This window comes from Spirosoma oryzae (assembly GCF_003002825.1).
GTDB classification, from domain to species: domain Bacteria; phylum Bacteroidota; class Bacteroidia; order Cytophagales; family Spirosomataceae; genus Spirosoma; species Spirosoma oryzae.
Map to the genome: position 1 here is coordinate 121,788 of NZ_PVTE01000006.1, position 15,105 is coordinate 136,892.

The following is a 15,105-nucleotide window of genomic DNA, read 5'->3' on the forward strand; positions in this document are numbered from 1 at the left end:
AGGTGTATTCTACGGATGCCGGGCATTTACATGTTCGTACAATAGAATCTTGCTATCGGCTGTCAACAATGGTAATTGCTTTATTCTGGAAGTGGATACGATTAACTGATCGGCCGGATCAGCATGGAATGTGCCCGGTAAGTTACAGGCATCGATTATTATTTCTCGCTCCAGGCTAATTGTGGTAACGCCAGTTCGATCAATAGCCAATTCGAGCCAATCTACCAATGCGACGGGTAGCGTTAACCTATTTTTCTCAACCAGTTTGGCCACTTCCCAGCACGAAATCAGACTGATATGAACATGGGCAGGCTGTAGTTTGTCGAGATAGGCTACTGTTTCAGGAGCGAGTTTAGTGGGTTCATTGATCCACCATATCCAGACATGTGTGTCGAGCAAAATCATAAATCTGCTTCCCAATCGGTTGCACTGCTGAAAGGGTCATCATAACGAATAGGTCTGCTTCTAAGAGGAAAACGTTCTTCTGTAGTAAGACTATTCTCAGAATCATCTTCCAAAATGATAACTTCCACTCGTTTACCTTTCGATAAAGGGAGGTTCTGAAGAATTAATTCATGATTCTGATTGACCTGAGTTCGGATTCGTATAGCGTTCATACCGAAATGTAAAAATTGTTTGCGGCAAAACGAAGCGGCTTTCGGTATCTCATCGAGACATACCGAAAGCCGCCCTTTTTGCCGTAAACAGAAAACCGTTTACCGTAAACCGACCCTAATTCCGCAGCGGCTTACCGCCAGTCAGCAGGCTTTGAATACGTTCCAGCGTTTTCTTCTCGCCCGATAGCGACAGGAAGGCTTCCCGCTCCAGATCGAGCAGGTACTTTTCCGACACCAGTTGCGGGCTGCTCAGATCACCCCCACAAAGTACATAAGCCAGTTTGTCGGCGATCTTTACATCATGGTCGGAAATGTAGTTGCCCATGCGCATGGCGACAATTCCCGCCTTGAACAAAGCAATGCCCGTTTTACCCTGAACCTTGATGTCCGTACGCTGCTTAGGTTGCGTGTAGCCGTTCTCCGCCAGCTCGATAGCCGCTTGTTTGGCTTCGGCGATCAGGCTGCTCCGATTCAGCACGATCTGATCCGTTGGCCGCAGGTAATTCATGTCACGGGCTTCCTGCGCCGACGTCGACACTTTCGCCGTGGCGATGTTCATAAAGATGTTCTGGAGAATGTTCAGTTCTGGATCACCCGACTGATACAGGTCCGACGCTCGGGCGGCCATCTCCTTGGTACCACCACCCGCCGGAATCAGCCCAACCCCAACTTCGACCAGACCCATGTAGGTTTCGGCATGCGCCACGGCCCGGTCCGAGTGTAGTACGGCTTCGCAGCCACCACCCAGCGTCAGCGTGTGCGGGGCAACAATGACGGGTACCGACGAATACCGAAGTCGCATAATCATGTTCTGAAATTGAGCGATCATCAGGTTGACTTCATCGAACTCCTGCTCGACGGCGAACATAAACAGCATGCCGAGGTTAGCACCCGCCGAGAAGGCATCCGTCGAATCATTGCCGACGACCAGACCGCGAAAATCTTTCTCCGCCAGCGCGATACCTTTCATCAAGGCTTCGGAAACACCCTGTCCGAAGGTGTTCATCTTGCTGCGGAACTCCACGTTCAGAATGCCGTCGCCCAGATCGTAAATCGATGCATCGGCATTTTTCCAGACCACGTTCTGGGAGAGGTTCTCCAGAATCGTGAAGGCTTCTGTACCGGGAATGGTCTTGTAGCTCTTCGACGGGATGTCGTAGTACTGTTTCTTACCGTTTTCGACGCGGTAGAACGAGTCGATACCCGCGTCGAGCATATCGTATACCCACTGCGCTGGTTTTTTGCCCTGTGCTTCAATCAGCTCGACACCTTTCCGCACCCCGATAGCGTCCCAGGTTTCGAACAGGCCCAACTGCCAGCCAAAACCAGCCGTAATGGCGGCATCGATGCGATACAGTTCGTCCGAGATTTCCGGGATTCGGTGGGTCGCGTATTGAAAGCCGTCGGCAAAGGTCCGGCGGTAGAACTCGCCCGCCTTGTCGGTGCCGGCCAATAGTACCGGGAACCGCTTCCGTAGGCTATCGATAGCTTTGGTGCCTTCGAGCGTCGCAAACTTTACTTTCTGCGACAGCTTGTACTCGAACGTTTTCAGGTCGAGCGCCAGAATTTCGGTTTTACCGGTCGCGTCTTTGGTTTTCTTGTAATACCCCTGACCGGTTTTATCGCCCAGCCATTTGTTGTCCATCAGCTTTTGCACCGACGCGGGCAGGTCAAAACTCGCCCGCGATTCGTCGTGCTCCATCTTCGACAGGTTGCCAGCGACATTGACGGTCGTATCGAGGCCCACGACGTCTGACAGACGGAACGTTCCGGACTTCGGCCGACCGACTACCGGCCCTGTTAGTTTGTCGACTTCTTCGACAGTCAGACCCATGTCTTCGGCGACACGAATGGTCTGAATCAATGACTGAATACCGAGTCGGTTGGCAATAAACCCAGGCGTGTCCTTGCAGAGTACAGTGGTTTTGCCGAGATACAGACTGCCATAATTCATCAGGAAGTCAACCACGGCCGGGTCGGTATCGGGGCCGGGAATGATTTCGAGCAGCCGCAGGTAGCGGGGCGGGTTGAAAAAGTGGGTGCCGCAGAAGTTACGCCGAAAATCGTCGCTGCGTCCTTCGGTCAGCAAGTGCATCGGAATCCCCGACGTGTTCGACGTAATCAGCGTGCCCGGCTTGCGAAACTGCTCGATCCGCTCGTAGACCGACCGTTTGATATCGAGTCGTTCGACGACTACTTCGATGATCCAATCGTAGGTAGCGATTTCTTTCAGGTTGTCATCGAAATTGCCCAGCTTGATGCGACTGGCGAATTTCGGGCTGTAGAGCGACGCCGGACTGGCTTTAAGCATCGTCTGAAAGGCGTCGTTGACAATCCGGTTTCGTACCAGTGGGCTGTCGGTTGTCAAGCCTTTGGCCTGCTCGGCAGCGTTCGGTTCTTTCGGAACAATGTCGAGCAGTAGTACGTCGACGCCAACGTTGGCGAAGTGGGCCGCGATACGTGAACCCATGATACCCGATCCTAAGACGGCAACACGCCGGATGGTTCGGGTTTTCGACTGGGTTTTGGGTTTCTCCAGGGTAGCTTCCATGTGTAGATGTCGGCCTGACGACCGGTTATCGAAAATCAGGTGTTTAGTCGTGATCTAGTCCAGCGTAAGTTCTTCCGATTCTGCCGCTTTGATTTTGGCGTTCTCTTCCTCGACAAGCCGGTTGATGTCTTTGATGACGTCGAAGAAAACGACCAGTTTGTCGAGCGGTATATTCTCCCGAATAAGGTTGTTGAATTGAATGACACCGTCGCGAGCCATCTCGCGTTTCTCCCGGCCGGTGTCGGTCAGAAAAATGCGGACGAATCGCTTGTCGTTGCCGTCAACTTCGCGCCGAATCAGGCCGCGCTCTTCCAGATTTTTCAGCATCCGGACCAGGGAGCGGGGTTCCATGCCCAGCAGCGGACCGATTTTCGTAGCGGGCGTTCCTTCATCGAGGTCGACGTTGAGCAGTACATAGCCGATCGCCATTGTGATGTCGAACTGAGCCGCGTAGGCATTGTACATGCGGGAAATAGCGTGCCATCCCCACTTAATGTGAAAGTCAACGGTTTTCTCCTTTTTCATAGCGGTGTCGTCCTGTTCGTACGGGGGTAAAGCTACGTATTTTTTGTAAAACAGTATGCATGCATACTGTTGTCTCGAACTGTGATTCTTGTGATTGTATTGATTCCTATGATTCAAAGAGAAAAATCATAGCCCATCACCTGAATCGCGAGAATCACAGTCCATGATTGTCTGAACTATGATTCTTGTGATTGTATTGATTTCGTTGATTCAAAGAGAAAAATCATAACCCATCAGTGTAATCATAAGAATCACAGTTCAAGACTTATTTCTCAGCCAATAGCTTAGTAATCAAATTATTAAATTCGTCAACGTATTGGTCATAGTATTTGCCGGTACCGGGGCCATTGAAGCCGGTGTACACGTGTCGAACCTGCCCTTTTTTATCCAGAATGAGCGTGGTGGGGAAGGCGACGACGGCGTTCAGTTCGGGTAGCGCTTTGGCTGCCTGCGCTTTGTCGTTGGTGCCGGCCAGAACGATTGGATAATCGATTTTGAATCGCTGTTTCATGCGCTCGATCTTCGGGCCGGACTCGGTCAGGTTGGCCGATCGCTCGAACGATAAGCCCAGGATCTCGACGCCCCGCTGCCGATTCTTCTTGTACCAGGGACTCAGGAAGTTGGTTTCGTCCATGCAGTTGGGGCACCACGAGCCTAAAATCTGCACGACCGTCACCTTGCCTTTGTAGCGCGGGTCAGTCAACGATACGACGTTGCCGTTGGGTTCGGGGAAGGAAGCCGTCAGTGTTTTAGCCCCCGGCTTCAGATAGGTCAGCGATGTCGGGTCGGGCAGTTTGGCGTTCGGGTCGGCTTTAGCTACCCACGATTCGTAGCCCGAAATACCCGCCCAAAAACCACCGGCCAAGGTCTTCGCTGCGGAATTATGCTTCGCTTTGAACAAAAATAGATGCGAGCCGTCGAAACAGGACAGGAACAGGCTGTCGCCAACGACATTACCATCGAGGTAGCGGTAGTCACCGGTGGGGGTGAGAAAGGTACCCGACACGCGATTACCCGTTTGCTTGAATACGCCCACCGCATTAACGGTATCGACCTGATTTCGCTTGTTACTAAACTCCGTTGCCCAGGTACCGGCTATCGTCGTGCTCGCCGATTTGCTGTCGGGGACGAAGCGGTAGTTAGGGCCAAGTTCGGCCCGAAATGGTAGCGTCAGTGTTTGCTGCGCCGTGCGGTGTCGACGCCAGGTTCCGGTTAGCGTTTTGCCATCCACTTTCGCGACCAGTTCTGAATCAAATAGCGCCATCGGAATGCGGATGGAGTCGCCGGTTACGGTTGCCATATCCATCGCCAGCCGTTCGCTCCCGTTGATTGCGAAAGCCGTGTATGTGCCCGCCTGCCTGCCCGGTTCGAGTGCCAGTCCGAAGGGAAGTGGTCCGCCTTTGGTCGTTATTACGGCACGGTAGGTGCCTGGTTGTACGGTTGTCGGTTTAGATTGGCCAGCGCAGGAAAACGTCAGACCGGAGCAGCCGATCAGCGATAAAAGCAAAAGTGGTCGTAGCATGAATTGGTAAGGGTTGTATTCTGGTGAAGTAACAAACTAAAGCGGAAAAACGAGTATGGAAGCCGGTTAGTTTCTGCCGTTGCGACGCTGCCAACAGTCCAGTCGAGCGGTACAGGCAAGATCGGGTGGGAACGTTAAAAACGTGCATTCGCCGGTTAGTAAATCCTGCTGTTGGTCGTAGTTTTGCTACTTGGTATCTACGCCATCGTAGGCGCGTCAACTGCGCCAGTAACTTGTTCTTCCTCTCTTTTCCAATGATCCGTTTTTACGCATTCAGTAGCCTGCTCATGCTGTGGGCGCTGGCGACGCAGGCGCAGTACCAGCTGCGGCCGGCAACAGTAACTGATAGTCATCAGCAAACATCGACGGGTTCGCTGCGCTTTTACGACTCGGAACGTAGCCGGGCGACCATTGAATTTATACCGCAGGGTTCCGCCGTTGTAAAGACGATACCGGTATCTGACGTGCAACTGCTGCGTATCGACAACGGGTCGACGTATCGTGGGTTGACGCTGGTCGTGCCGTATTACAAAATCGAGCCGGTACTGCCCAGCGATGCGATCATCGACCATACCGACACGACCAGCGTATTAGCCGAGCAGTTGCTCGATAGCCCACTGGCGCAACTGTATCGATTTGCTGATAGCCGACTCAAAACGCGCTACGTGTTAGTCAAGAACGATTCGGTCATCCTGCTGCACAATATCGAGCTGCAACTGAACCGCCGAAACGCCTTGTATTCGTACAGTGAACCCGTGTTTCGCCGGGAGCTGAAAGCCGCCCTTACCGAGTGTCCTACGCTCAATACCGATCGGGTACAGTATACAGAAAATAGTTTGATTGCGCTGCTGAGTGAATACCTGCGCTTCTGCCGCGTAACGCCTACCCAACAGATCGTCAAGAAAGCGTTTGACAGCCCGATCGTTGATATTGGTATGTCGGGTTATTTCCTGGGACGGGTCGATAATTTTAGCGTCAGTTCATACATGGCAACGGTGCAACTGCTGCTGCCGAAACGCTTTCACAATGTGTTCGTCATGCTCGACGTTGGTCGTGTACGGTACGAATGGGAGCCCTACAGTTACAGCAACCCAATGCTGGGTTTGTTCGCCGGACGTTATTTTGGCCGGGGGGCGTTCCAGGCAAAAGTTTATTCGGGCATCACGAATGCAACCGGCTTCCTGGATACCGGTGTCGGACTAAGTTACCGCAAGCTGATTAGTATTGAGGGGCGCTATCCGGTTGTTTCGCTGGCAATCAATGGCTTTCGCACCCCCATGTCCCCCTTTCTGACAGCACGTGTGTTCGTTCCATTGTCGAAAGGGCATCGGGTGCAGCTCCGGCGATAACCACAACGTTTCGGTCGGCTTTCGTTAAATTTGCGGTACGTGGCTTTTCTTGTGCCGCCTTTCTGAATGACCGATTATCATCAGCCCGTTTTACTACAAGCCTGCATCGACGGGCTCAATCTGCAACCCGGCGGTACGTACGTCGATATTACCTTTGGTGGGGGAGGGCATAGCCGCGAAATCCTGAATCAGCTTGAGGGCGGCCGTTTGTTCGGGTTCGACCAGGATGCCGACGCCCGGGCGAACGCACAGGCGATCGGCGATAGTCGACTGACGTTTGTTGCCTCGAATTTCCGGAATATCAAACGCTACCTGCGCCTGTACGGCGTAAAACAGGTCGATGGTATTCTGGCTGATCTGGGCATTTCGTCGCACCAGATCGATACGCCTGAACGCGGTTTCTCGACCCGTTTCGACGCTGACCTCGACATGCGGATGAATCAGCAGGCAGATCGTACGGCCCGGCAGGTTGTCAACGAATATACCGAAGCGGAACTGCACCGGATTCTGGGTATGTACGGCGAGATCACCAATGCTCGTACGGCCGCCGGTGCCATCGTATCGGCCCGTTCGAACCGCCCGATCAAGACAATCAACGAGCTGAAGGCGGCCTTACAGCGCTACGCGCCACGTGGTAAGGAAAATAAGTTTTTCGCGCAGGTATTCCAGGCGCTTCGCATCGAAGTAAACGAGGAAATGCAGGCACTGGAGGAATTCCTGGAGCAGGTGCCGGAGCTGCTCAAACCGGGTGGTCGACTGGTAGTTATGTCCTACCATTCGCTGGAAGATCGGCCGGTCAAAAATTTCATCGCCAAGGGAAAGTTTCAGGGCGAAGTCGAAAAAGATCTGTACGGCAACGAGCTGAAGCCATTGCGCAGTATTACCCGCAAACCCATTGAAGCAACGCCCGACGAAGTGGCCCGCAACCCCCGTGCCCGTAGCGCCAAGCTGCGTATCGCGGAGCGGCTATGAACACGGGTTGCCGGGACACTGCCTACCCATTTTCTGTCCACCCTTTACCGTAAGTTGAGATGTTAGCCAAGACGTATGGCGCGGCCGTATATGGGGTCAATGCCAGTATCATTACCGTAGAAGTTGTTGTGGCGCAGGGGCTGCATTTTCATCTGGTTGGTCTTGCCGATAGTGCCGTAAAAGAAAGTGAGCAGCGGGTGGAAGCGTCGCTGAAGTTTTTTGGCTATCGCATGCCCCGGCAGAAAGTCGTCGTCAACCTGGCTCCGGCCGATGTCCGCAAGGAGGGGTCAGCCTATGACCTACCCATTGCGCTCTGTGTGTTGCAGGCATCTGAGCAGGTCAGTATGCAGCGCAATCTGGAGGAGTACGTGATTATGGGCGAACTGGCACTCGACGGAACGTTACGGCCCATCAAAGGGGTACTGCCTATTGCCATCGAAGCGCGTAAACGGGGCTACAAAGGATTTGTGCTGCCGGTAGAAAACGCACCCGAAGCTGCCATCGTCAATAACCTCGACGTAATTCCTGTGGCGAACATGCAGGAAGCGGTCGAGTTCTTCGAAGGCAAAAAAGAGATCGAACCACTGGTCAGCGATACGCGCGATCTGTTCAACAGTCAGGTAAACGTGTACGAGGTCGATTTCTCGCACGTGCAGGGGCAGGAGAACATCAAGCGGGCGATGGAGATTGCGGCAGCGGGCGGCCATAACGTCATTATGATCGGTCCACCCGGCGCGGGCAAGACCATGCTGGCCAAACGACTACCGACCATTTTGCCGCCCTTGACCCTACAGGAAGCGCTGGAAACCACCAAAATCCACTCCGTCGCCGGGAAGCTGGGTAGTCGGGCGACGCTGATTGCGACCCGGCCGTACCGCGCTCCGCACCACACTATTTCCGATGCGGCACTGGTTGGAGGAGGGAGTTTTCCGCAGCCGGGCGAAATATCACTGGCGCACAACGGTGTGCTGTTTCTGGACGAACTGCCGGAGTTCAAACGGTCGGCGCTGGAGGTGATGCGGCAGCCGCTTGAAGACCGAAAAGTGAGCATTTCACGGGCCAAGTGGGCGGTCGAGTTTCCGGCCAGTTTTATGCTGATTGCCAGTATGAACCCGTGTCCATGCGGCTACTACAACCATCCCGAGAAAGAATGCGTCTGCGGACCCGGTGTGGTGCAGAAGTACCTTGCCAAAATCAGCGGTCCGTTGCTCGACCGGATTGACTTGCACGTGGAGGTAACGCCAGTTTCGTTCGATCAGATGACGGCCAACCGCCCGGCGGAGTCAAGCGAAACGATTCGGGAGCGGGTCATCAAAGCGCGGGAACTACAGACGACCCGCTTTGCCGATCAGCCGGGGATTTACTCCAATGCCATGATGCCTTCGCAGCTGGTGAAGGAAATCTGCGAGATCAGTGATGCCGGTAAGGCGCTGCTGCGTACGGCCATGAACCGGTTGGGACTGTCGGCTCGCGCGTATGACCGTATCCTGAAAGTATCCCGCACCATCGCCGACCTGGCCGGTAGCGCTGACATTCGTATCGAACACCTCGCCGAAGCCATCCAATACCGCAGCCTCGACCGGGAGAACTGGGCGGGCTGACAATATAGTTTACGGTTTACAGTAGTCGGTTTACGGTGAATAACTCCCCATGAGAGTCTCACCGTAAACCGACTACTGTAAACCGTAAATCCTTACTGCTTCGTCAGGCGCTGTACGCCGAGGGTGCGGTTCTGATCGTCGGTGATGATGACAATCACGGTTCCGGCCGACAAGGCAGATACATCAACTTCTGATGTGTAGATCGTACCACTGCGCTGTAGCGTTGCCAGGCGAAGGGTTCGACCCTGTAGATCGACCAGGCGGGCGGTGGGCAACGTCTTGAGTGCCGCGTCCGTAGTCAGCTTGATTGTCACCTGCCGACTGGCCGGGTTCGGGTACACAAGCAGTTCGCCAATCGATGACAGTGGTTCGTCGGCCAGAATGGTCAGGTACACGTCCTCGGAAGTCATTTCCCCGCAGCCGTTGACACTTCCCCGCACTGCGTAACGGCCCGTTTGCGTAACCACGTAGGTGGCGCTGTTGGCTCCTGTAATCGCTACGCCGTTCATCAGCCATTGAATGTTCGAAATGACGTTTGCCGTCAGGACAAAACCATTTGCTGTGACAACCGGCGTGACGGCGTTTCGCACCGACACCGTTATTGCCGACGAGCGGACGGGCAGGCAGTTGTTACTTACCTGAACGGTATAGCTTCCGGCCGTTCCGGCGGTTAGTGTGCTGGCGGTCGCGCCGGAGATAGCGGTCCCGTTTCGGTACCACTGATATGTGTAATCGGTACCAGTGTTCGCACGTAGCACCACAGCACCACCCTGACAGATCGTAGTCGAACCATCGGCAGTGACACTGGCCGTAGCGGCTGTGCCCGCCGTCGGGGTGACTGGCGTACGTTGCGCCGAGGGGCAGGAAAGCGCCCGTACCCGCATACCGTAGAAATAGTACCAGGCTGTCGTCAGTGTTTGTATCGTACCGTTATTGTCGAACGACGCGCCGTTGATGGATACGATCGGTGTACCTGATTGGGTTTTGATCTGGTACGGGAAGCTGAAATTCCCCGCATTGCTGCGAAAAATTGAGGCTCCGTCTGCGTAGCCAATCGCAATTTTGTAGTCGCCGGCCGCCGGAATAGACAGGTTTATCGGGTAAACGGCACCCTGATCGTTGGGATCGTCGACCAACTGGCCGTTGGTTGTAGCGGTCAGGCTCTGATTACGGGTCGGAGTGACGTCGATAGTAACGCTCGATACGGGCGTATTGTCGAGTTTCTGAACCGTGAACGTCAGCTTGCCCGCCGAGCCAATGTATAGCCGGGCGCTTTCGATCTGAATCGGAACCGTCGTACTGATAAGCGGTGCTGGCCCAAAATTACCGCTGTACGACCCGCCACCAAACACACTCTTCGTTGCCGGTCCGATGGTGCTGCTGAAATCGTTCAGGCCGGCATAGAGTGTTCCGCTGGCCGGTAGCGTCGTGGTTGAGGTCTGGTTACCGGCGGCAATCAGGTTGCCCCCCGTTGGCGCATCATACCAGTACGCGATGTTGCCGCCCCGGTTAATCAGCGACAGTACTCCATCAGTGCCGCAGCGCGTGGCCGAGAAAATACCATCGTTGGGTGAGTTGGTAGCGGTGCGGTTTACCTGCAATGTGTTGTTATCCGGAATCAGGTCATTCGCCAGGGCGATGCTAAGTTGAAACTGGTAAGTCTGCCCTGGTGTCAGCGAAACGGTTGCCGGAAGTGGTAGCGAGACGGTTTGGTCGGTGAAGGCGGGTAATGATGCGATAACGCTGGTTAGCGATGTTACTTCCGTTCCGTCCGTACTGTTCACGATGCGTACGGTAACCGGTACATTCTGCTGGGCTGCCGAGCCGTAGTTCCGAACGCGCACGGCTACAGTCGTCTCATTACTATACTGACTACAGAAATTGTCGGCCGGCGACACCAGCGAAACGATACCGACGTTATTTGCCACCTGTACGGTCTGCAACACATAGTCCTGCGTTTCGCCCGCGCCGTAGCTGCCGCAGGCCGAGACGGCATCAGGGCTACTGGTTTCGACCGCGACAAGCCGCATGCGTACATACTGCCCGACGGTTGCCGAGGCCGGAATGGTAACGGGCGTACTGAACGATGTCGAACCATTCAGGACTGGTGACGTCGCCAGTAACTCGTTGGCGTCGTTGAAATCCCCATCCTGATTCCAGTCGGCGAAAGCCTTTACGACCACGTTGGCCGACGCGCCACACGTACCTGTTGTAACGGACAGGGGTAAGGTCTGACCCGGTTGAACCACAGTCGACACCTGCGTATTGTCGGTGTAAGTCGTACAGCCGGTCGAACCCGCCTGGTTGATCGTGTTGAACTGAACCCGGTCGATGCGCGTCCCGGCCGACGACGACGGGGCCGACGCACAGTAGGCAGTACCGCCGATACCACTGATCAGCAGGGCATAATCCTGCGTGCTGGTTGTGTTGCCCGTCAACGTGCCTTTGTGCGAAACGGTGACCGTATATGCCTGACCCGGTACGGGATTACTGACCAGGACCTGTTCGTAGTTATCGCGAATATTGTCGCCACGGGCTGCGGCAGTAGTCGGGTTGGCCGGGTCCAACGTCCAGGGAAGCGTTGTGGTCGTGCCGTTGCTGACCCGAATGTCGAGGTCGTTGACCAGTCGGGGGCTACGGTTATTGAGGATGCCACCCGATGAATTGGCCGTGATGGCCGTGCCGGCGGGGTCGGTCCAGGCAATACTGGTCGTTAAGGGGCCACGACCGGAGGCTACTACCGTCAGGCTGTACGTACCCCCCTGCGCTAACGTCCGCTCGTCCATCAGGTGCGCGTTGTTGGTGTTGAGCAATACCCGCCCCAGTTTTTCCATGTTTAGCAAACCCCAGCCAAACTGGTAGTCGGGCCCCGGATTGGTACCGGCTTCGTCGGCCGTGTGCAGTGCCAGACCACGCAGTGTTGATGAGCGCAAAAATTTACCGCTGTTGCGTTGCGCATACAGTTCCTGCGCCAGCAGCAGCGACCCAGCTACGTTCGGCGAAGACATCGACGTACCACTGTACGTAATATACGCGCTGTCAGTTTCCGAACTGCTCGACAAAACACCGACGCCGACACCGGCAATGTCGGGCTTGATCCGCCCGTCGTCCGTTGGTCCCCAACTGCTAAAGTCCCCCAGTACTACGTCGGCGGGTTGATTGTACCCGTCAGAGAGTATGCCCACCGCAGCGACGGACAGGATGTTTTTGGCACCCCCGTTGGTGGCAATCTGATCGTAGCCGTTCTGGTCTTTGCGGGGGGCAACCGAGCGCGTTGTGTCGTTGCCCAGGTAGTAGGGCTGACCCGGACCGGGGCCGTTGTCGCCGTGGCTGTTACCGGCCGATTTAACAATCAGGTAGTAGGGCGAATTGTAAGCGATCTGATCCCACGCCCGGCTTTGGCTGTCGTAGAGCCCAAACTTATAATCTTCTGTTCGGCTGATTGTCGTATCGCCCCACCATTCCCACTTGATAGCCGTCGTGCGACTGTCGTCGTATACCCAGCCCGCGTTGAAGCCGTACGAGTGATTTGATACCAGCAGGTTAGGCGCGGCCGTTGTCATCTCCGATACGTCGCTGCTGAAATCATACGCCCGCAGGTCCGTCGCATTAGCCATACCCTTCACCCGTGGATTGACGCCTGCCGCGACCATGATACCGGCCACGTGAGTCGAGTGAGAATTGAGCGAGGTTGAGTTGTCGATCTGGGTTACCCGGCTGGCCCCACTGCTGTTTCTAAATTCAACATGCGTGCTTCGTACCCGTCCACCGTCCCAGATACCGAGTTTACCGGTAAGCGTGCTACCCGACAGGGAAAGCCCCAGGCTACCGCCGTTATAGAACGAATTCGTACGGGTGGTAAGGCCGGCCTGCGTGGCACTGTAGGTCCGTTTGTAGAGCAATTCCCCCCGTTCGGTGATCCCGCTCAGAATGGTTACTGTACCGTCGGGGTGCTGCTGAGTGATGGGTTGGTTTCGCTGCCGCGCTACCGTTAAGGCCTGCTGGTAGTTCGCCTGCTCGACGGCGGATAACGTCTTTTGTAAGCCGATCTGCTGACGTTGCTGCTGGTCTGAATACTGCGTTAGTGGCCTGGGCTGAGCCAGTAGCATAAAGGAAGACAGTGTCAGTCCGAACGTAAGTAAGCACTGGTAAAAGCGACGCGAAACGTGGTACATAAAGTAAGAGTTAGCAGACCGACAAAGTGGGTATCGAATGTACACATACGATACGACAAAACGGATAGCGCCGTTGCGAATAGGTAGCGTTACCGGTTGATTAACGATCTTTTAATAGCGTATGGTTAAACAGTAGGCCTAGTCTGCTGTCTACCAACAGGTACCGGGTACTGACTGGTTTGGCTGTGCCCGCCCGATCACTGATTTCCTCTGTACAGTGTATACACTATGGATACGAAACGGAAACAGGCGCAACTTCGCTACCTCTACAGCCGGGCCGCTTTTGGGGCTACCCCCGCTGAACTACACCGGGCTACGGAGAAACCCCTGCGCAAGACTATCCGGCAGCTTTTTCACGACAGCGCGTCCGTCGATGACCTTCTAATCGTCAAACCAGCCGAAAACCAGCCGAGGCAGGCGTTGCGGCAGCTTGTGCGCGACGGCCAACTTGACAAGGAAATGCTGAAAGAGCGCATCCGGTTGAATACACAGCAAATCCGCGATCTGAATCTACTGTGGCTCGACAGAATGGTGGCCGGGCCGGGGGCGTTGCGGGAGAAAATGGCGCTGTTCTGGCACGGGCACTTCGCCTGTCGACCGTCGGGGCAGAACGCGCTGTTTATGCAGCAGTACGTCAACACCATCCGGCGTAACGCACTGGGGAAATTCGGTGATCTGCTGATGAGCGTATCGAAGGAACCGGCGATGCTGCAATTCCTGAACAATCAGCAAAACAAGAAAAACGCGCCCAACGAAAACTTCGCCCGTGAGGTCATGGAGTTGTTCACGCTCGGGCGGGGTAATTATACCGAACACGACATCAAAGAAGCCGCCCGTGCCTTTACCGGCTGGCAATATACGCCGGACGGGAAATTCGTATTTCGGGAGCGGGTACACGATGCCGAGAATAAAACGATTTTCGGTAAAACGGGACCGTTCGTGGGCGAAGACGTGATTGCCATGCTGCTCGAAAATCGGCAAACGGCGCGCTTCGTCGTCGGGAAAGTGTACCGCTACTTTGTTGCCGATGGCTCAGTCGATGACAGGGAGACGAGTCGGCGGATCGAAGAACTGGCCGGGCAATTTTATAAAAGCGGCTACGACATTACAGACCTGATGGAGACCATCTTTAACGCCGACTGGTTCTACGAACCCCGGAATGTAGGTGCACACATCAAGTCGCCGGTGGAACTACTGGCCGGTATGCGCCATACGCTGGGCATTACCTTCGATCAGCCACAACCGCAGATTTTCGTGCAGCGGACGCTGGGCCAAACGCTTTTCTACCCACCCAACGTAGCGGGTTGGCCGGGCGGTCGCAACTGGATCGATTCATCGAGTCTGCTGTTCCGTATGCAGTTACCGGCCTATGTGCTGAAAGCCGCCGATGTGCCCGTTCGGCCAAAAGAAGATGGAGACGTCAACACAGAATCACTGGCCCGCAAAGGCAACGCCAGTTTCCACACGACGGTCGACTGGGCAGCCTACGAACAAGCCTTCGCCAATACCGATGATCTAACGCTGACTAACGCCATTGCAGAAGTCCTGCTGCCGCTACCGCTGCGCCCGGATCAGCGTACGCTCATCGACAATCAGGCCGCATCCGCGACGACCCGTTCCGAACGAATCCGCTCGCTAACGGCATCGATCATGAGCCTGCCGGAGTATCAGTTAAGTTAAAGGGTGTACGGTTTTCAGTTTACGGTGCAGTTCCCCACGCGGTCAACAGCCCGAACTGTCGCCTAACAACTGCCGCAGGTTGAAAACCGTAAACTGAAAACCGCAAACCGAAA

9 protein-coding genes are annotated in these 15,105 nt (G+C 55.0%); 4 read left to right on the plus strand and 5 right to left on the minus strand.

The window, feature by feature from the left end:
- Positions 1–9 precede the first annotated feature (9 nt).
- From CLV58_RS08600 to CLV58_RS08615, 4 genes are all read right to left on the minus strand, one after another.
- Positions 10–405 carry a type II toxin-antitoxin system VapC family toxin gene (locus CLV58_RS08600; RefSeq protein ID WP_106137386.1) on the minus strand — a complete coding sequence of 132 codons (396 nt, stop codon included), beginning with the start codon at positions 403–405 and terminating at the stop codon, positions 10–12.
- Positions 406–732: 327 nt separating this feature from the next.
- Entirely contained in the window at positions 733–3,168 is a 2,436-nt protein-coding gene (locus CLV58_RS08605) for a 3-hydroxyacyl-CoA dehydrogenase/enoyl-CoA hydratase family protein (protein ID WP_106137387.1), read from the minus strand.
- Positions 3,169–3,222: 54 nt separating this feature from the next.
- Positions 3,223–3,693, minus strand: a complete 471-nt coding sequence (locus CLV58_RS08610) for a MarR family winged helix-turn-helix transcriptional regulator (RefSeq protein ID WP_106137388.1) — start codon at positions 3,691–3,693, stop codon at positions 3,223–3,225.
- Between the two features lie 265 nt (positions 3,694–3,958).
- On the minus strand, positions 3,959–5,215 hold the full coding sequence (locus tag CLV58_RS08615; protein ID WP_106137389.1) for a peroxiredoxin family protein: 1,257 nt from the start codon (positions 5,213–5,215) through the stop codon (positions 3,959–3,961).
- Between the two features lie 254 nt (positions 5,216–5,469).
- Between CLV58_RS08615 and CLV58_RS08620 the strand changes: the two genes are divergently transcribed.
- The 3 genes from CLV58_RS08620 to CLV58_RS08630 all read left to right on the plus strand — a co-directional run bounded on the left by CLV58_RS08620 (position 5,470) and on the right by CLV58_RS08630 (position 9,137).
- Positions 5,470–6,564: a hypothetical protein gene (locus CLV58_RS08620; RefSeq protein ID WP_106137390.1), complete on the plus strand. Its 1,095-nt coding sequence runs from the start codon at positions 5,470–5,472 to the stop codon at positions 6,562–6,564.
- A 66-nt stretch (positions 6,565–6,630) separates the two neighbouring features.
- On the plus strand, positions 6,631–7,536 hold the full coding sequence (rsmH, locus tag CLV58_RS08625; protein WP_106137391.1) for a 16S rRNA (cytosine(1402)-N(4))-methyltransferase RsmH: 906 nt from the start codon (positions 6,631–6,633) through the stop codon (positions 7,534–7,536).
- Between the two features lie 59 nt (positions 7,537–7,595).
- Positions 7,596–9,137 (plus strand): YifB family Mg chelatase-like AAA ATPase, encoded by a 1,542-nt coding sequence (locus CLV58_RS08630; protein ID WP_106137392.1) that lies wholly within the window; start codon positions 7,596–7,598, stop codon positions 9,135–9,137.
- Positions 9,138–9,229: 92 nt separating this feature from the next.
- Here CLV58_RS08630 and CLV58_RS08635 read toward each other — a convergent pair whose 3' ends face one another.
- Entirely contained in the window at positions 9,230–13,312 is a 4,083-nt protein-coding gene (locus CLV58_RS08635) for a S8 family serine peptidase (RefSeq protein ID WP_106137393.1), read from the minus strand.
- 228 nt (positions 13,313–13,540) lie between these two features.
- Between CLV58_RS08635 and CLV58_RS08640 the strand changes: the two genes are divergently transcribed.
- Positions 13,541–14,992, plus strand: a complete 1,452-nt coding sequence (locus tag CLV58_RS08640) for a DUF1800 domain-containing protein (protein WP_106137394.1) — start codon at positions 13,541–13,543, stop codon at positions 14,990–14,992.
- Positions 14,993–15,105: the final 113 nt, after the last annotated feature.

What these genes read in the sequence shown, in the direction of transcription:
- CLV58_RS08600 (WP_106137386.1), bottom strand. Translation starts at nt 405, where the DNA reads ATGATTTTGCTCGACACACATGTCTGGATATGGTGGATCAATGAACCC.
- CLV58_RS08605 (WP_106137387.1), bottom strand. Translation starts at nt 3,168, where the DNA reads ATGGAAGCTACCCTGGAGAAACCCAAAACCCAGTCGAAAACCCGAACC.
- CLV58_RS08610 (WP_106137388.1), bottom strand. Translation starts at nt 3,693, where the DNA reads ATGAAAAAGGAGAAAACCGTTGACTTTCACATTAAGTGGGGATGGCAC.
- CLV58_RS08615 (WP_106137389.1), bottom strand. Translation starts at nt 5,215, where the DNA reads ATGCTACGACCACTTTTGCTTTTATCGCTGATCGGCTGCTCCGGTCTG.
- CLV58_RS08620 (WP_106137390.1), top strand. Translation starts at nt 5,470, where the DNA reads ATGATCCGTTTTTACGCATTCAGTAGCCTGCTCATGCTGTGGGCGCTG.
- rsmH (WP_106137391.1), top strand. Translation starts at nt 6,631, where the DNA reads ATGACCGATTATCATCAGCCCGTTTTACTACAAGCCTGCATCGACGGG.
- CLV58_RS08630 (WP_106137392.1), top strand. Translation starts at nt 7,596, where the DNA reads ATGTTAGCCAAGACGTATGGCGCGGCCGTATATGGGGTCAATGCCAGT.
- CLV58_RS08635 (WP_106137393.1), bottom strand. Translation starts at nt 13,312, where the DNA reads ATGTACCACGTTTCGCGTCGCTTTTACCAGTGCTTACTTACGTTCGGA.
- CLV58_RS08640 (WP_106137394.1), top strand. Translation starts at nt 13,541, where the DNA reads ATGGATACGAAACGGAAACAGGCGCAACTTCGCTACCTCTACAGCCGG.